This window comes from Janthinobacterium sp. 67 (genome assembly GCF_002797895.1).
Lineage (GTDB): Bacteria > Pseudomonadota > Gammaproteobacteria > Burkholderiales > Burkholderiaceae_D > Janthinobacterium.
Genome location: NZ_PGES01000002.1, coordinates 17,752 through 36,107, shown reverse-complemented (window position 1 = coordinate 36,107; position 18,356 = coordinate 17,752). Strand labels below are relative to the sequence as shown.

Sequence of the window (18,356 nt, the reverse complement as noted above, 5' to 3'; positions counted from 1 at the left end):
CGGCGGACTAAGATTAATTACCCTAAATTTTAGAGCCTATTGTGATGAACCTGTTTGTAAAGCCGCAGAACCGCCTGATCGACGTGCACCCAGGATCCAACCTGCTTGAGGTGCTCAGGGAGCACGCGATCCCTATCTCGTACAGCTGTATCGCGGGCCGTTGCGGAACCTGCCGTTGCAAAATCGTGGCGGGCCAGGTGATGGAACTGGGGCAGGAATACAAGGTGCCGAACCTGAATGGCGACCGCCATGTCTTGGCCTGCCAGAGCGTGTTGATCGAGGCCTGCACCATCGAGATCGCGGAGTCGGACGAAGTGGTCGTGCATCCGGCGCGGATCGTGAAAGCGACGGTCGCCTCGATCGAGGACCTGACGCACGACATCAAGCGCCTGCGCCTGCGCCCGTCCAAGCCGCTGGATTTCTCGCCAGGTCAGTATGTCCAGCTGCAATTCACGCCGCAGCATGTGCGTCCGTACTCGATGGCTGGCTTGAGCGACGACGCGGAGCTGGAGTTCCAGATCCGCCTGGTGGCTGGCGGACGGGTCAGCAGCTACATCGCCGACACCCTCAAGGTAGGCGACGCGGTCCGGGCCAGTGGGCCGATGGGCGCCGCCTACCTGCGCAGGAAGCACCAGGGGCCGATGCTGTGTGTCGCCGGCGGCTCCGGCCTGGCGCCCGTCCTGTCGATCCTGCGAGGCGCGTTGACCGCGGGGATGACCAACCCTATTCATCTGTACTTTGGGGTGCGTTCGCCGAAAGACTTGTACGGCACACAGTGGCTTGACGCCCTGACGGCGGACTTCCCCAATCTGCACGTCCACATCGTGGTCGCCATGGGGAATGACGATGCACGCAGGCGCAGCGGGCTGGTGACCGACGCGCTGGCAGCCGACTGGAACAGCCTGGCTGGCTGGCGCGCCTACCTGTGCGGTGCCCCGCCGATGGTCGAGGCCGCGACGCTGCTGGTCCAGGAAAAGGGCGTGTTGCCCGAACATATACACGCCGACGCTTTTTACGCGAGCGGCACTTGAACCGTGCAAATGTACGCAGCAGGCAGTTCCAACACCAGACACGATGGGCGGCGCCAGGATGGCCAGCGCATTGAAACATCGAATGACTCTCCACGCTAGGACTTGAAATGAAGTATGCAGTTACACCCGCTCCAATGTACACGCTGGCCATTGCCGGGCTCAGTGAGTGTTTCCCGGTCAATCGGATTTTCTGTGTTGGCCGTAACTACGCCGCGCATGCGCGCGAGATGGGCAAGGATCCGGATCGCGACCCACCGTTCTTCTTCATGAAGCCGGCCTGCGCCACGGTGCAAGCCGGCGCGTCACTGGTGACCATTCCGTATCCGCCGATGACCGCCAATTTTCATTTTGAGATCGAATTGGTGGTGGCGATCGGCAAGGGCGGGGCGGACATTCCGGTCGGGCAGGCGTTGGAGCATGTCTACGGCTACGCGGTCGGCCTGGATATGACGCGCCGCGACCTCCAGCTCGACGCCCGCGACAAAGGCCGCCCGTGGGAATTCGGCAAGTCATTTTCGCATTCCGCGCCGATCGGTCCGGTGCATCGTGCGGAACAGGTCGGACATCCGAAGTCCGCCGCGATTTCGCTGACCGTGAACGGTGAAGGCAGGCAGTCGTCGGACATTGAAATGATGATCTGGTCGGTGCCTGAGTGTATTGCCTGTCTGTCGCAGTACGAAATGCTGGAGCCCGGCGACATCATCATGACCGGAACCCCGGAGGGCGTGAACCGCGTGAATCGCGGCGATGTAATGCGCGGCGCAGTCGATGGACTGGGCGAGATTGCAGTCAGCGTCGCTGCCTGACATCGCACCGAGCCAGCCAGAAAACGCAAGGAGACAAATATGGGTGACATTCCGGTGGTATTTCCCAAGGACCCGGTGTGGGAGGCAGAAGGTTCCAGCCGCGTTCCATTCTGGGCCTATACCGATGAAGCGCTGTACAAGCGCGAACTCGAACGGTTTTTCTATCACGGCCACTGGTGCTATGTCGGCCTGGAAGCGGAAATCCCGAATGCCGGCGACTTCAAGAGAACAGTCGTCGGCGAGCGGTCCGTCATCATGACACGCGACCAGGATGGCGCCATTAACGTGGTCGAGAATGTATGCGCCCATCGGGGCATGCAATTCTGCCGCGAGCGCAGCGGCAACAAGAAGGAACTGGTCTGTCCTTACCATCAATGGACCTACCGCCTGAATGGCGAGCTGCAGGGCGTTCCGTTCCGCCGTGGGGTGAAGCGCGATGGCAAGGTCAACGGCGGCATGCCGCCGGAATTCAAAACCGAGGAACACGGCCTGAATACGCTGAAGGTGGCCACGCGCGGCGGCGTCGTGTTCGCTTCGTTCGACCACGGCGTCGAAAGCCTCGAGCAGTATCTGGGCGCTGACATTCTTGGCTACTTCGACCGCCTGTTCAGCGGCCGCAAGCTGACGATACTCGGTTACAACCGACAGCGCATTCCGGGCAACTGGAAACTGATGCAGGAGAATATCAAGGATCCCTACCATCCGGGTCTATTGCATACATGGTTCGTCACGTACGGCCTGTGGCGTGCGGACAATAAGTCGGAACTGAAGATGGATAGCCAGTACCGTCATGCCGCGATGATTTCGACCAGGGGCACCGGCGGCGCGAAAAGCGAAGTCACAGCAGGCGTGACGAGCTTCAAAGAAAGCATGCAGATCAACGACAAGCGCTTGCTCGATATCGTGCACGAGCCATGGTGGGGCGAGCCGACCGCCGTCATGATGACGATCTTCCCGAGCGTCGTATTCCAGCAGCAGGTCAACAGCGTGTCGACGCGGCACATCCAGCCGAACGGATCCGGCTCGTTCGACTTCGTGTGGACCCATTTCGGGTTCGAGGACGACACGCCGGAAATGACCGAGCGCCGCCTGATCCAGGCGAACCTGTTCGGGCCGGCCGGCTTCGTCTCCGCCGACGATGGCGAGGTCATTGAATTTTCACAGCAAGGATTCGAGCAGAAGCCGTTTCACCGCACCGTGGCCGAGCTGGGTGGCCATGAATGCGGCAACGCCGACCATATGGTGACGGAGACGCTCATTCGTGGCATGTACAACTACTGGCGCAAGGTAATGGAGCTGTGATGACGACCGATTTCCAAACCTATCTGGATTTGCTGCGCCTGTATGCCGACTACTCGGCTGCCGTCGATGCCGGCGATTGGGACCGGTGGGTGGATTTTTTCACCGAAGAGTGCGAGTACAAGGTCCAGCCGCGCGAAAACCATGAGCGTGGGTTCCCGTTAGCCACCATGTCATTCATCAGCCGCCGCATGTTGAAAGACCGTGCGTATGGCATTCGCGAAACCTTGTTCCACGATCCGTACTACCAGCGCCACGTCGTCGGCATGCCGCTGGTGTTGACGCAGGAGGGCGACCGCGTTACCTCGGAAGCCAATTATGCCGTGTTCCGTACCAAGCTCAACGGAGACTCCACGGTGTTCAACGTGGGACGCTATATCGATACGATTTGCCGCACTCCGAACGGCATGAAATTCGCATCGCGCTGCTGCATCTACGACAGCGAGATGATTCCCAACTCGCTGATTTACCCGATCTGAGGCCCTGCCATGAATCAACGATGGACCGACGTGGCGGCGCTCGATGCTGTCCCCGAAGACGATGTGATCGGCATTGAAGCCGGCGGCAGGAGCCTGGCCCTGTATCGCGTCGGTGGCGATCTGTTCGCCACCGACAATATCTGTACGCATGGCCACGCGCGGCTGTGTGACGGATTTCTTGATGGCCATGAGATCGAGTGTCCATTGCATCAAGGAAAGTTCGACGTGCGCACCGGCAAGGCGAAGTGCGCACCGCTGGTCGACGACATCCGCACGTATGCGGTGCATATCGTGGATGGCCGCGTGCTGGTCGACACAGGCTGTCGCGCCGCAGCGGCCGTGCCGGAGGACTGAGCCGGCGCGCAAGGTGTCCGGTCGCGAGTGATTGTGCGGGTGATTTTTATCAAAAACAGGGAGAAAATAATGGGTTGGTTACAAGGTGATGTGGTGTTGGTGACTGGTGGTGGTTCGGGCCTGGGCCGCGCCCTGGTCCAGCGCTTTCTCGACGAAGGCGCGGCAGTCGGCATTCTTGAGCGCGACGAGGCCAAGGTGGCGCAGCTGAAAAAGGACTTCGGCGACAAGGTGTGCGCTGTGGCCGGCGACGTGACTTCCTACCGCGATAACGAAATGGCCGTCAGGGCAACGGTAGAGTGCTTCGGCAAGCTCGACACGTTTGTGGCGAATGCCGGCATCTTCGATTTTTTTGCCGGGCTGGCGCAGCTCGATGCGGAACAGCTCGGCCCCGCCTTCGACGAACTGTTCGCGATCAACGTGAAGGCCGGCCTGCTCGGCGCAAAAGCGGCATTGCCCGAATTGCTCAAATCGCGCGGCAGCATGATTTTCACCGTGTCGAACGCCGGCTTCTACCCAGGCGGCGGCGGACCGATCTACACCGCGTCGAAACACGCCCTGGTCGGCGTGATCCGCCAGCTCGCCCACGAGCTTGCCCCCAACGTGCGGGTCAATGGTGTGGCGCCGGGCGGCATGGTGACCCAGCTGAGCGGCCTGGCAGCCACGGGTACCGCGCACCAGCAACTCGACCAGATCGACCACCTCGACGCGATCCTGCGCGACATTACGCCGCTGCGCGTGTCGCCCGAGCCTCGCGATTACTGTGGCCCATTCGTACTGCTGGCCTCGCGTGAAAACGCCGCCACCATTACCGGCGTCGTCATCAATACGGATGGCGGTCTCGGTGTGCGCGGCATCATGAAGGTCAATGGCGGCGACGAACTGCAGCCGGCATAAGCGGGCTGTCCACGTCGTGCGGCAGGCCGATGATATCGGCCGGTGCGCATCGGCTTTCACTTGGAGAAATGGTGGTTTTATGAATGAACTGATCAAGGTGTGCGCCACCGGCGACGTCGCAGGCGACATGACGGCGTTGGAGATTCAGGGTTTCCCCCCGCTGGCGGCATTCAACGTCGATGGCCGCATCTACATCACCAGCAACGTGTGCACGCACAACACCGCGCTGTTGACCGACGGGTACTTTGAAAACGACATCGTCGAGTGTCCGCTGCACGGCGGCACCTTCAACGTCTGTACCGGAAAGGCGCTGTCGTTTCCATGTGAGATTGCGCTGCAGACCTATGAGGTCGTCGTCCAGGACGGCGCCGTGTTCGTCCGGGCGCCCGCGGATGCCAGTTGTCCCAAAAAGACGGCATAAGCCGCCCACGGCTTGAATTCTTGATTGACCCGAAAGGAAGACATGAAACTCTATTACGTACCCGGCGCCTGCTCCCTGGCTGCCCACATCGTCCTCAACGAAGGGGGATTCTCGTTCGAAAAAGAGAAGGTGGATCTGGCTACCAGGAAGACCGAGGCTGGCCTCGATTTTACGGCGATCAATCCGAAAGGTTACGTGCCGGCGCTCAAGCTGGCCGACGGCCAGGTGCTCACCGAAGTGGCGGCGCTGGTCCAGTACCTCGCCGACTGCGTGCCCGAGAAGCAGCTGGCGCCGGCTGCCGGATCGATGGAGCGCTACCGGCTGCAGGAGTGGCTGAACTTTATTTCCACCGAACTGCACAAGAGTTTCGGCGTGCTGTTCAACCCGAAGGCGCCTGAGGAATGGAAAGCCGGCGTGAAGGACGTGTTGGCCCGCCGCTTCGAGCATGTGTCCACGCGGCTGGACGGCAAACGCTACCTGATGGGCGACGCCTTCAGCGTTGCCGATGCTTACCTGTTCACTGTGCTGGGCTGGGGCCAGTGGGTCGCGGTCGACCTGACTCCTTGGCCGGTGCTCACCGGCTATCTCGCACGCGTGGCGGACCGGGCCGCAGTGCAGGCAACGCTGAGGGCGGAGGGTCCGGCCGGCTGATCGCTCGATCAGGTCGGCCGGTACGCCGCTTGCCGCCCCGGCCAGGGAGCCGGAGCGGAAATGATGAATCAACCGAGATGGGATCGTTACATGAAATCTGCAAGCAGCGCGAGCGTCCTGCCGGACGCGCCGTTCGACCTGTTCAATCTGCCCGACGCGTACTATGACGATCCCTATCCGTTCTTCAGGGCGCTGCGCGATAACGACCCGCTGCACCGCAACGCGGACGGCTCGGTGCTGGTGACCCGCTACGAGGACGTCAAGGCGGTATGGCGCGACCTGTCGGGGGTGGTCAACCGTGAAGACATGTATCGCCAGAAGTTCGGCGAAGGTCCGCTGCTCGAGCATCACACCACGACCATGTTGTTTCGCGATCCGCCCGATCACGATCGGCTGCGCGACATCGTCAATCCGTTTTTCAACCAGTCGTCGATCGAGCGCCTGCGCAGCACGGTCGAAGACATCGTCGATCGCCTGCTCGATGAACTCGAGGGCAGGCGCGAGTTCGACTTCATTTCGGACTTTGCGTCGCGCATTCCGGTCCAGGTGATTTGCGACGTGTTCGGCGTGCCCCGCTCGGACGGGCCCCGCATCCGCGACCTTGGCGCACAGGTGCTGCTCCCGCTTAATCCTGCGGTGACGCCGGAGGCAATCCGCGCAGGCCACGCGGCCACCGCGAGCTTCAAGGAATATCTGCTGGCGTTCGTGAATCAATGGCGCGCGCGGCCGATCGAGGAAACGCCCAGCAACATCATCAGCGCACTCGTTGCATCCGAACAGCGGGGCGAGACGATTACCGAAGACGAGATGCTCCACATGTGCATCGTGGTGCTGAACGGCGGGCATGAGACCACCACCAACCTGCTGGGGCTCTCGACGTTGGTGCTGCTGCACAACCGTGAGCAATACGATACGCTCGGCAAGCACCCCGCGGTGATCGGTACGGGCATCGAGGAGTGCCTGCGCTATTCGACTCCTCTGCAACTCCAGGGCCGGCGCACGACGCGTGAAATCACCATCCCGGGTGGAACCATAGCACCCAATACTGAGATTATTATCGCCCAGGCGTCGGCCAACCGCGATGAGCGCGCTTTCGCCGAACCGGACCGCTTCGACTTGACGCGCCGGCCCAACCCGCACCTGGCCTTCGGCGCGGGGATCCACGTCTGTCTCGGCAGGCCGCTGGCCAGGCTCGAGGCCAGTATCGCGTTGCCGCGGCTGGCGCGGCGGTTCCCAAGGCTCGAGTTGGTCGGACAACCCATATTCAACCGCAACGCGCGCTTCCGGGGTATCCAGAAGATGCTGGTGAAGCTGGGTTAGGGGAGCACGACGATGGGTACAGGTATCGTGATCGTCGGTGCGGGGCAGGCCGCTTGCCAGGCCGCCGCCTCATTGCGGCAGCTGGGCTACTCCGGCGCGGTGACCTTGGTCGGCGAAGAGATGTATTTGCCGTATCAGCGGCCGCCGCTCAGCAAGGGCTTTCTCCAGCGAACAGCGACTTGCGACGCGATCCAGCTGCGCCCGCCGGGTTTCTACGAAACGATACGCTGCGACGTCCGGCTAGGGTCGCGCGTGGTCGCAATCGAGCGGCAACAGCATCTGCTGCATCTGGACGATGGCACCTCGATCGAGTATGGGCAGCTGGTACTCGCCACCGGTGCGCGTGCCAGGCGTTATGCGCGCCTGCCGCATGCGCCGGGGCGGCTCCATTATTTGCGTACGCTCGAGGATGCCGCCACACTTTCCGCGGTGCTCGCCAGCGCACGGCGACTGGCGATCATGGGCGCCGGCTATGTCGGGATGGAAGTGGCGGCGTCGGCCAACCAGCTCGGCATCGAGGTCGCCGTCTTCGAAGCGGCACCGCGTGTCATGCAGCGTTCGGTCGGCGCGGCGACCTCAAATGTCATCGAGGCAGTCCATGCGCAGCGCGGCGTTCGGTTGCATCTGGATACTTCGATCGACCGTATCGAGGCCGACCGTTCCGGCGCGCTCGTCATCCATGCCGCGAACGGGGCTGCGTCCTTCACCGGCGATGCATTGGTGATCGGCATCGGCGCCGAGCCAAATATCGACCTGGCGACGCTTGCGGGGATCGAATGCGGCCGCGCGATCCGCGTGGATGCGCATTGCCGCACCAGCGATCCGGACATCTTCGCGATTGGAGACTGCACCGAGCAGGCGCATCCGCTGTACGGCGCCGGCCTGCGATTCGAGTCGGTGCAGAACGCCATCGACCAGGCGAAATGCGCCGCCGCCGCGATCGCCGGAAAGCCGCCGCCGCCGGTTGGGGTGCCCTGGTTCTGGTCCGACCAGTACCAGCACCGGATTCAGGTGGCGGGCCTGGCGCAAGACCATGACCAAGCCGTGCTGCGCATCGTGCCGGACCGCGCCGTTGGATCGGTCAGCCAGTCGGTCTGGTATCTACGCAATCGGCGCGTCGTCGCGGTGGAGGCGCTCGACGCGCCACAGGATTTCATGGTGGGACGCACGCTGATCCGGCACGGAGCCGAAGTAACGGCCGGGCAACTGGCTGATTTCGCGGTACCGCTGCAGGCCGGGGCGACCAATTAAAAGGGAAATCAATGGCACATATCAAATTTATGATCGCGGACGGCACCACGATGGTCATCGACGCGCCGCTTGGCATGTCGCTGATGGAAGTGGCGGTAGCGAACAATGTACCGGGCATCGACGCCGACTGTGGCGGCGCGTGCGCATGCGCGACTTGCCATGTGTACGTCGATCCGGCGTGGGTTGACCGCTTGCCCGCAAAAACCGAGACCGAGCAGAAGATGCTCGAATTCGCGGTGGCAGTCCAGGCGATCAGCCGCCTGAGCTGCCGCCTGACGGTCGATTCCAGCCTGGAAGGCCTGGCCCTGCATGTGCCGGCCTCGCAGTACTGACAACGCCAATAAAAAACCAGTTCAACCAGGAGTCTGCGTTATGAAAATTTGCCGCTTTGACGACAATCGGCTCGGCATCGTGGAAGGGACAGTCGTTCGCGATGTTTCGGCGGCCCTCGATTGCCTGCCTCGCCATGGCTATCCGCTGCCGAATTACGATCCTCTGATCGCCAACCTGCCGCAGCTTCGAGCACGAATCGAAGCCGTTGCGCCGCACTGCCGGACCCGGCCTCTGGCCGACATCAGGCTGCTCAGTCCGATCGCCAATCCGGGCAAGATCATTGCCGCTCCGGTCAATTACAAAAAGCACTTGGACGAGGCGAGGGCGCAACCGCAGATCCATCATGACAGCCAGGTCGCGGAGATCCAGCGAATCGGCCTGTTCCTCAAGGCGAACAGTTCGCTGGTCGGTCCCGCCGAGGGCATCGCCTTGCAGCATCCTGACCGGCGCAACGACCATGAGGCTGAAGTGGTTGTGGTGATCGGCAAATCGGGCCGGAACATCGGGCGCGCGGAAGCGTCGGACTACATCGCCGGCTATTGCATCGGCCTCGACATGACGGTACGCGGCCCGGAGGAGCGCAGCCTGCGCAAGTCGATCGATACCTACTCGGTGCTCGGTCCCTGGCTGGTCACCGCCGACGAGATTGCAGACTCCGCCAACCTGGATTTTTGGCTGACCGTCAATGATGAGGCGAGGCAAAGGGCGAACACGCGCGACCTGATTATCGGAATTCCCGAGCTGATCGAGTTTGCCTCCTCCTTCTACACGCTGCACCCCGGCGACGTGATCTTCACTGGCACGCCGGAGGGCGTCGGCCCGGTGCTGCCGGGTGATCGCATCGTCGTCGAACTGCAAGGTGTCGGCCGCATGGAAGTGGCGGTGCGATCCGAATGAAGTTCCAACTCACCGAAAACATGAAGGAGGCCGGATGATGCCGATGCCGCAAGCCGATGCAACACGCGAACGCAAAACGTTCTATGACAAGATCGATCATGCCAATTGCACGCCGTTGTGGGAGGTGCTGCACGCGCTGGTCACCGCCACGCCGAATACGCCTTGCCGTCCCTACCTGTGGAACTGGAGCACGGTATGGCCCTGGCTGCAGGAGGCCGGTGAGCTCATCACCGCTAGGGAGGCCGAGCGGCGCGTACTGGTGCTGGAGAATCCGGGACTGCGCGGCCGCTCGCGCATCACGCACAGCATGTACGCCGGATTGCAGCTGATCCTTCCCGGTGAAGTGGCGCCCGCGCATCGCCATTCGCAATCGGCGCTGCGCTTCATCCTGCACGGCCAGGGCGCCTACACGGCGGTGGATGGCGAGAAGGTCACGATGAATGTCGGCGACTTCGTGATCACCCCCTCGTGGTCGTTCCACGATCATGGCAACCCGTCTGACCAACCGATGGTGTGGCTCGATGGCCTGGACTTGCCCCTCGTCGAACTTCTCGATGCGCAGTTCATGGAAAAGGGGGAGCACGAACGCCAGTCGATCAACCACAGTGCAGGCGACAATCTGGCCCGATTCGGCAACACCATGAAGCCGGTTGAGTACCGGCCGCGCTCGCGCACCTCGCCGTTGTTCTGGTATCCATATGAGCGCACGCGTGCGGCGCTCGAGACGATGAAGACGCATGGCTCGCAGCATGCGTGCTGGGGCTACAAACTGCAATACACGAATCCTGTTACCGGCGACTGGGCGATACCGACGATCGGCACCTTCATGCAATTGCTGCCGCGCGGCTTCAAGGGGATTCCCTACCGATCGACCGACTCGACCGTCTACGCGGTCGTCGAGGGCACGGGGCGTTGTGTCATCGACGGCGAATCGTTCGAGTTCGGTCCCAAGGATGTTTTCGTCTGCCCGTCATGGATGCCCTACCAGCTGGAAGCGGACGAGCAGGCAGTGCTGTTCAGCTACTCCGATCGCCCGGTGCAACAGGTGCTCGACCTGTGGCGCGAAGCATTCTGAGTCGGCTTGCGCAGGCAATCCGCACCTTGCACGACAAGCTCGCGTGACGCACGCCCGATCCGGGCGTAGCGCCATTGCGCCCGAAACTCATCACCAGGCGCATCAATCCGGCGCCGGCGAATGCGCGCGGCTGCACTGGGCGGCGTGGCTGTTCGCGCCATCGTCAAATTCACGGCGCAGCCGCGCCTTCGTTTGCTGCTGGCGCGGCGGCCATGGCGCGCGTTTTGGCGTTCTCCGCTTATCTCTATTCATTTCAGTGATTGCGCCAATTCATCATAGTCTCTTTATCTATTGTAGTTAGCTCCCGATAATTGGTGTACCTGAAAAGCATCCATAAGCCGTCACCCGCCGGCTGGTCCCAACCAGGACCCAAGGTTTCTTAAGGGGGCACGACGGGTAAGCGGTAGCGCTGGTGGCGGAAAAAAATAAGTTCAAAAGATGATTTCTAATGGAGGAGGAGCAATGATGAGGTATCGAGTTTGGAATATCGCCGTCGCGCGCAGGTCCATGGCATTGCGGGCCGCGCTGTCGATAGTTGCGACTGGCATGCTGGGTTACGCATCCGCGGAGCCGGTGGCGGACGTGACCTCGCCATGGCAAGTGGATCTCTACTACGAAAATGCAACGCACTTCCGTGGCGAGGATGCCACCGGAGACAACGTAGGGCTCAGCAAATTCCGCAACACGCTGAAGGCAGACGCCAGGAAATCGCTAGGCGATGGCTGGAATTTTCGGGGTATCTTCCGCGGCACGTTCGATGGCGTCTACCGTTTGAACGATACGAAATATGGGAACAAGGCCGGCGGCCCGATTCAGCTTGGCAATAGCGGCGGACCGGTACTGGCGGGCAGCTTGCCCCCCTTTATTTCGTCGAATGCTTTCGTTCCAATGAGCGGGGGCATTCCTGTCGCCCCGACAGGCAATCCAGCCGCGCCGCTGGGGCCAGGGCCGGGGCCCGCATTCAACGCGGCCAATAATCCCAATGCGGGATTACGGGCCCTGGGTGATCGCTGGAATAAGGGCAATCAGCAAGGCGGATTCGCGTTCGGCGTGCCGGTCCGTCCCTGCGACACCGATGCGCGCGGGTGCCGGGATTTTGGCGGCTATGGCGATCAGACGCGCTCGAATCTCGAATCGCCCGAATTTAACGACCGCCTCGATTTCATCCGCGAGCTGTATGCGGATAAAACGTTCGACATGGGGGACGGCAAGCAGTTTTTCCTGCGCGTCGGCAAGCAGCAAGTGGTGTGGGGGCGAACCGACCTGTTCCGGGTACTGGATGTGATCAACCCGGTCGACTACTCGCGCAATTCGATCTATGACGAATTCGAGGACATCCGCATTCCGATGTGGATGGTGCAGGGCAATTACCGGATGGGGGCCGGCACCTCCCTGTCCGAGCGCAACCTGCAAGTGGTGTGGAACTTCGATAAATTCCGCCCGCATAATTTTGGCCAGTGCGGGACTCCGAACAGCCCGCTGGATGCAAGCTGCTTCTTCCGGGGCATGGCCAACCTGTGGGATAACGGCGGCACGGTCGCCAATATCCTGCCCGCCACGGCGCTCGGCGCACCGCCGGGAACTCCTGGGGCCTTTGCGGTTGACGTGCCGTCCGGCGTGCTGGGGTTTCGCAACGTAAACTTGCCGCAATGGAAGCTGAACAACACGCAGCTTGGCATCAAATTTGACGGTGTCAGCCGGGACGGCGGCATCGCTTTCTCGCTGAATGCGCTGACCTACCGCTCGCAAGCACCGAGCCTGCACGCAATCAGGCCATATACGGTTGCATTCGATGTTGTCTACCCGCGTGTCAACCTGTTCGGCGGTTCGGCCGACTTCTCGCTCGAGTCCTTGAACACCACGGTGAGGCTGGAGGGGGCGGTGACAAACGGCGAAGAATTCATCAACACCAACAAGCCCGGGCTGTTCTCGCGCAACCAGGTATTCCGTTCAGTGATCGGCCTGGATCGCCCGACCAGCATTCCATTCCTGAATCCCCAGCGCACGGTCACCGTATCGGCTCAGCTGTTTTACCAGCATATTTTCGACCACGAGCGCACACAGGGCCTGTTGGGAACCACTGGTGTGGTCGATGCGAAGAATAGCTACACCGGCACGATCGCGCTGCGGTCGCAATATATGCAGGACACGCTGAATGCCACTCTGATAGTTGCGCACGATTTCAATGCGCGGGCAACAGCGTTTCTTCCTTCGATCGAGTGGCTCGCCACAGATCGTCTGCGATTCAAGGCCGGGGCGAATATCAAGACCAGCTCCGACCAGAAACGTTACGACTTTGACGACTGCCGCTCCTGTGCTCCGGCAACCGGCTCGCTGGGCTTGCAGGGAATTGAGCCGCTGGGCCGATTCAAGGCCGGCATTATGGGCACCGCGGTAAAAGAGGACGAAGTCTTCGTCAGCTTGACCTATAAACTCTAAAGACAGGATATATACCATGAAACTATTCATCAGATCATTGCTTGTATTTGCCATGGGTTCGGTACTGCACGTTTCGGGTCAGGCCGCGACAGAGGCGGAGATCGAGAATTCGTTCCGCCCGTACAAGGATGGCTTTCCCAGTTTTCCCGGGCTGACCGCCGGCACCGTCATCAACAAGCAAAATGCCGATCAGTTCAAGGACGCCTTGATTCCCGAGGTGTACCAGCGGGTCAAGAGCGGCGACGTCGAAATCACAGTTGGCAAGCAAATCAGCGCGCCTTATCCGAAAGCGTATATCGCCGCCACTGCCAAGTATTCGAGCAAGGTGACCCTGAAGGCGGGCTCCGGCGCAATCGGCGGGTATGTGGCAGGACGTCCGTTTCCCGGCGAGCCTAGTGCGTCGGACCCGAACATGGGCGAAAAGATGGCCTGGAACCATCGCTATAACCTCGAAATCCCGGACGATGCGGCAGTTCTTCCTTTTGTCTGGAAATATAAAGATGCGACCTCCGGCAAGGTCAACCGAACGGTGCTGATTGATACCTACCTGAAGAATTTGAATGGCCGTACGCTGATCGAACCACAGGATGTAAAGCCCAATGTCGGTGACAACTTTCAATATTTGCTGATGCGTGTAACGGCGCCGCAGGATCTGAAGGATACGGCGCTGCTGTTCAAGCGTTTCAATGACAACGCCAAGTACGACGATGGCCAGCTTTATCTCGGCTTTCAGCGCCGGGCACGTCGCCTCTCCACCGGTGCGGCAACCGATCCCTTCCTCGGGTCCAACTTGATGATCGAAGAGTTCCACGGTTATAACGCGCGTATAACCGACATGAAATGGAAATACCTCGGCACCAAAAATGTCCTGATGCCGTTCTACAACCACAACGATGCCAAGCTGACCGAGGCCGAAAAGCAGCCCGACTGGAAGTTCACCGCGCACCATGGCAAGGGTGAGTGCTACGTCAACGCGCCTTGGTCCCTGCGCAAGGTGTATATGGTCGAAATGACGCCGGTCAAGGGCGACCATCCGATCAGCAAGCGGATCATGTACCTCGATGCGGAGTCCTATTTCGCCTCGGTAAACGTGACATACGACCGCAAAGGCGAGCTGTGGAAACTGTACATGCAGGGGGTGGGACATCCTGATGGCCAAGTCGCGCAGAACAAGAAGTACGGAGTGTGGGTCTGGGACGCGGCGGGAGCGATCGATGTCCAGTCGAACCAGTGTACCACCTTGGGGCAGCGCACCGTCGTTGGTGAAACGCCCCTCAACGTGTACTCGCTTGATGCAATTCGCAACTAACAGCAAATAGGATCCGGCGGCGCGATCGCCGGACCGCGCAAAGAGGACTGCGCAACCCACTCTTGATTGCATCGGCAAACCTGGGTGGGCTAACCCGTCCCGAGGTGCTCCCTCATCAGTTCGACGAAGTCGTCGCAATATTTTCAAAAAGAGGAAACAAGATGTCTTTCGCATTTGCTGCTAGGGGACGGGCGTTGGCTTTGGTGACAGCGGTTTTGGCTACCGGCTGTACCTCTGCGCCCGATCCTTCAACCATCCTGGCCGAGCGTGCAAAGCCGATTCAACGCTACGACATCATCCAGTCGATGGTGTCCGCTGCAGGCACCATCGTGGCCGGCACCCAAAGCGGTGCGGTGCTGGTATCGAATGACAGCGGCAAGAGCTGGCAACGTCACGCGCTGGGGCAGGCCTCCATGATCGGCCTGGCTGTGTGTCCGGACGGAAGCTTCTTCGGCATTGATTTCTACCAGAGCGTGTGGTCATCCGGCCCGGCAGCCAACAAGTGGAATAGGAGTAAGTTCGCCAAACCCACCACAGCGTTGACCCTGACTTGCGACCAGCAAGGACGGTGGTGGATTGCCGGTACCCGGGCGACCATCGCGATGAGCGCCGACAGGGGCGCGTCATGGCAGGTCACCGACCTGAACAAAGATGCGCAGCTCACATCGATACAGTTTGTGGACGCGAGCTTCGGTATCGCCACCGGAGAATTCGGCCTGGTCGCGGTCACCAGCGACGGCGGCGCCCACTGGGAGCAGCGGGGCAAGATGCCCGACGATTTCTATCCCTATTCCACGCTCTTTGCGAGCCGCATGGAAGGTTGGGCCAGCGGGATTGCTGGCCAGATCCTGCACACGACGGACGGCGGCAAGACTTGGACCAGGCAGGCAAACGCCACGCCGCGCCTGGCGCTTTATCAGCTGTTCCTGCACGACGGCGTGCCGCATGGGGTGGGCGCCGGCGGCGTAGTCGCGCGGCTCAGTGGCGATACCTGGCAGCAGGTAGCGTATCCCGACCCAATTCCGGTGCCGCTCAGTGCCGCCGCCTCGCTGGCCAACGGCGCGGGCCTGGCCATCGGCGGCCCGGCTGGCCTAGTGCGCGTGATCGACACCACTCATTCCAATTTTAAGAGGTAAGGCATGGTTACCAAATTAAAGCGCTCCATTACGCAGTCGCTGCATCGCGCGGAAGAATGGATTTTTGATAACCCCAAGATCGTGTTGTCGCTGGTCCTGATCGTGACCATACTGTTCGGCTCGGCGCTGCCCAAGCTGCGCGTCTACACGGATTTTTCGGACTTGATGCCGCAGAGTCATCCCTACATCAAGGTCTATAACAAACTAAAAGAAGATTTCGGTGGCGCGAACATGATCGTGATGGCGATCGAAGTGGAACAAGGTACGGTATTCAATGACAAAACGCTGCACCTGATCAATCAAGCGACCCAGGGCATTGACAACGTGCCCGGTGTAAACCACGACCTGGTGTCCAGTCTTGCGCACCGGACGGTGCGCAAGCTTTCGCTGGATGAGCAGGGCGGGTTCATCTCCAAGCCGTACTACGATTCGTTGAAACCCGTGCGCGACGCGGCCGAGCTGGAGCAACTGAAAAACGATGTGCTCGCCAATCCGAATGTGTATGGCTTGCTGGTGTCGCCTGACCTGAAAGCGGCAATCATCAAGGCACAACTCAACGAAAACGATATTGATTACGCCAAGACCTTCGCCGCCGTGATGGAGGTCAGAAACAAGGTGGCTGCATCCGGCCACAAGGTCTACGTCACCGGGAACCCGGTATTGACTGGCTGGGTGTACACCTATACCGACCAGATGGTGCGCATCCTTTTTTACACACTGGGGCTGTTCAGTCTTCTGCTGATTGTATATTTTCGGCGCCTGTATGGCATTGCTCTGCCATTGTTGGGCATTGCGCTGTCCTCGATCTGGGGTCTTGGGTTCATGTCGCTGATGGGAATTAATCTGGAGCCGCTGTCACTACCCATCCCATTCCTGATTGCGGCGCGCGCTGCGTCCCATGGCGTGCAATTGGTAGCGCGCTATTACGAGGAGCTGTCAATCACAAGGAACGGGAAGCAGTCCGCCCGAAATGCACTTGACGCACTGTTCAGGCCAGGCTCCCTTGCAATCATCGTTGATGCAATCGGTATTGCAGTGCTTATGTTGGGCGCGGCACCGTTCAATCACAAACTGGGTCTGTCCGCTGGCTTCTGGGGCTTTGCAGTTATTTTCACCGTGCATTTCATGGTGCCACTGGCGCTTACCGTGCTGCCCCAGCCGAAGGTCACCATTAATGGAAACCACGGAATTAGAAACTTCCTCGGCGCGGCCATGAATCGAACCGGGGGCACCGAGCGTGGTGCGCGGATCATTCTGTCTCTCAGCCTGATCGCGGTCATCGGTGCGGGCACCTTATTGCCTAACCTCCAGTTTGGTGAATCTGAACCTGGGTCGCCATTGCTACATCGTACGCATGATTACAACCAATCCACCAAGGCGATCAACAATCTCTTCCCCGGAGCGGAGGAATTGCAGGTACTCGTCCGCACCGACGAAAAAGGGGGCATTCGTCGCCCTGAGGTGATAGCTGCGATCGAACGTTTCCAGGCGCACATGCTGAGCGATCCTGCGTGCGGCGGCACCAAGGCGATCCCTGGAATTGTTCGTTTCGTCAATAAACTCACCCATAACGAGGATCCGCGCTGGATGCAGCTACCCGTCACGGCCGACGAGACGGGCGGCCTCATGTTTACCTACATGACATCAAGTCCAATTCCTGGCGCACTCAGGGAGTTCGTCAACGGTGACGAGGATCGAGCCAATCTGGTCTTTTATTACAAGGATCTTCAGGCGGTGACGATCGACCGGGTGGTGGCGGTGGCGAAAGAGGGGATCAGAAAGATTGAGGCGGAGGTGCCCGGGCTGCATATCGAACTCGGCGGGGGAATCGTGGGGGTCACCGCGGCAACGAATCAATCGCTGCATACCGATCACTGGGTAATCATTCCCGGCGTCATCCTATTGGCATTCGTACTGGTAGCGATCTATTACGACTCTCTACATGCCGGATTTCTAATGGTTGTGCCCATGCTGTTTTCTACGCTATTGACGTATGCATACATGGCGAAATCAGGAATCGGCATGAGCGTTAACACGGTGCCCGTGATTGCGGTAGGCGTTGGCGTTGGAATTGATTATGCCGTCTATTTCATGGATCGAATCAGGGAGGAGATGGCACGTTTGCACGATGTCAGGAAAGCGGTCGTCACGGCGGTAGCGACCACAGGCTATGCAGTTAGCTTTACCGTGGTGACCTTGACGGCGGGTGTGGTTTTATGGGTTTTCATGTCTGACTTACGGTTCCAGTCCGATGCAGCCGTTCTGCTGGCTTTTATGCTGATCGTCAACGCGATCGCAGCTGTACTGATCGTTCCCGCCTGGTGTGTCGTATTCAAGCCGCATTTCATCGTTCTAACCCACTATGGTCAGCATGGAGCATTGGAGGAAGATGGTCCGGTGAAGTCCTCGGATCAAGCGGCAAACATCCAATGCCTGCCGCGTATTCACTGCGCGGGACCTGGACAGGATCTGTTTATTGCGCAATCGACTGATCGGGCAGCTGTACACGTATTGGACCAAAAGTGAGCCTACTGTACTTTTTTTTCGACTGTGTATACATACGCATGCTAAAGCACTTCGTCGTTGCTGCCGGAGGCGGTTGTTCGATCTAGATCCGTGGTCGTGCAGCTGTCCCAAAAAAGCAGACAAAGGTCGTCGGAC

General features: G+C 60.1%; 17 protein-coding genes. All 17 read left to right on the top strand.

What is annotated here, in order from left to right:
- Positions 1-44: 44 nt before the first annotated feature.
- The gene (locus tag CLU90_RS28030; protein ID WP_100429619.1) at positions 45-1,031 is read left to right on the top strand and encodes a 2Fe-2S iron-sulfur cluster-binding protein; all 987 of its coding nucleotides are present in this window, start codon (positions 45-47) and stop codon (positions 1,029-1,031) included.
- Between the two features lie 107 nt (positions 1,032-1,138).
- Positions 1,139-1,837, top strand: coding sequence for a fumarylacetoacetate hydrolase family protein (locus CLU90_RS28025; RefSeq protein WP_100429618.1), 699 nt, complete (start codon positions 1,139-1,141; stop codon positions 1,835-1,837).
- 39 nt (positions 1,838-1,876) lie between these two features.
- A complete protein-coding gene (locus tag CLU90_RS28020) occupies positions 1,877-3,139 on the top strand; it encodes an aromatic ring-hydroxylating dioxygenase subunit alpha (protein ID WP_100429617.1) in 1,263 nt (420 codons plus the stop codon).
- Entirely contained in the window at positions 3,139-3,615 is a 477-nt protein-coding gene (locus tag CLU90_RS28015) for an aromatic-ring-hydroxylating dioxygenase subunit beta (RefSeq protein ID WP_100429616.1), read from the top strand. Before CLU90_RS28020 ends, CLU90_RS28015 begins: the two co-directional genes overlap by 1 nt.
- A gap of 9 nt (positions 3,616-3,624) precedes the next feature.
- Entirely contained in the window at positions 3,625-3,969 is a 345-nt protein-coding gene (locus CLU90_RS28010) for a non-heme iron oxygenase ferredoxin subunit (RefSeq protein WP_100429615.1), read from the top strand.
- 69 nt (positions 3,970-4,038) lie between these two features.
- Positions 4,039-4,863: a 3-(cis-5,6-dihydroxycyclohexa-1,3-dien-1-yl)propanoate dehydrogenase gene (gene hcaB, locus CLU90_RS28005; RefSeq protein ID WP_100429614.1), complete on the top strand. Its 825-nt coding sequence runs from the start codon at positions 4,039-4,041 to the stop codon at positions 4,861-4,863.
- Positions 4,864-4,942: 79 nt separating this feature from the next.
- Entirely contained in the window at positions 4,943-5,284 is a 342-nt protein-coding gene (locus tag CLU90_RS28000) for a non-heme iron oxygenase ferredoxin subunit (RefSeq protein WP_100429613.1), read from the top strand.
- A gap of 42 nt (positions 5,285-5,326) precedes the next feature.
- Complete coding sequence (gene gstA, locus CLU90_RS27995; protein ID WP_100429612.1) at positions 5,327-5,935, top strand: glutathione transferase GstA; 609 nt, start codon at positions 5,327-5,329, stop codon at positions 5,933-5,935.
- Between the two features lie 90 nt (positions 5,936-6,025).
- Positions 6,026-7,255, top strand: coding sequence for a cytochrome P450 (locus CLU90_RS27990; protein ID WP_100429611.1), 1,230 nt, complete (start codon positions 6,026-6,028; stop codon positions 7,253-7,255).
- A 12-nt stretch (positions 7,256-7,267) separates the two neighbouring features.
- Positions 7,268-8,506, top strand: a complete 1,239-nt coding sequence (locus CLU90_RS27985) for an NAD(P)/FAD-dependent oxidoreductase (protein WP_100429610.1) — start codon at positions 7,268-7,270, stop codon at positions 8,504-8,506.
- A gap of 11 nt (positions 8,507-8,517) precedes the next feature.
- A complete protein-coding gene (locus tag CLU90_RS27980; RefSeq protein WP_100429609.1) occupies positions 8,518-8,838 on the top strand; it encodes a 2Fe-2S iron-sulfur cluster-binding protein in 321 nt (106 codons plus the stop codon).
- Positions 8,839-8,878: 40 nt separating this feature from the next.
- Positions 8,879-9,736 carry a fumarylacetoacetate hydrolase family protein gene (locus CLU90_RS27975; protein ID WP_100429608.1) on the top strand — a complete coding sequence of 286 codons (858 nt, stop codon included), beginning with the start codon at positions 8,879-8,881 and terminating at the stop codon, positions 9,734-9,736.
- Between the two features lie 37 nt (positions 9,737-9,773).
- Positions 9,774-10,811 (top strand): gentisate 1,2-dioxygenase, encoded by a 1,038-nt coding sequence (gene gtdA, locus CLU90_RS27970; protein ID WP_100429713.1) that lies wholly within the window; start codon positions 9,774-9,776, stop codon positions 10,809-10,811.
- A gap of 546 nt (positions 10,812-11,357) precedes the next feature.
- Positions 11,358-13,250, top strand: a complete 1,893-nt coding sequence (locus tag CLU90_RS27965; protein ID WP_100429607.1) for a DUF1302 family protein — start codon at positions 11,358-11,360, stop codon at positions 13,248-13,250.
- Between the two features lie 16 nt (positions 13,251-13,266).
- Entirely contained in the window at positions 13,267-14,559 is a 1,293-nt protein-coding gene (locus tag CLU90_RS27960) for a DUF1329 domain-containing protein (protein WP_100429606.1), read from the top strand.
- A 161-nt stretch (positions 14,560-14,720) separates the two neighbouring features.
- Positions 14,721-15,695, top strand: coding sequence for a WD40/YVTN/BNR-like repeat-containing protein (locus CLU90_RS27955; protein ID WP_100429605.1), 975 nt, complete (start codon positions 14,721-14,723; stop codon positions 15,693-15,695).
- A 3-nt stretch (positions 15,696-15,698) separates the two neighbouring features.
- Positions 15,699-18,221 carry an efflux RND transporter permease subunit gene (locus CLU90_RS27950; protein ID WP_100429604.1) on the top strand — a complete coding sequence of 841 codons (2,523 nt, stop codon included), beginning with the start codon at positions 15,699-15,701 and terminating at the stop codon, positions 18,219-18,221.
- The last annotated feature ends 135 nt before the right edge of the window (positions 18,222-18,356 follow it).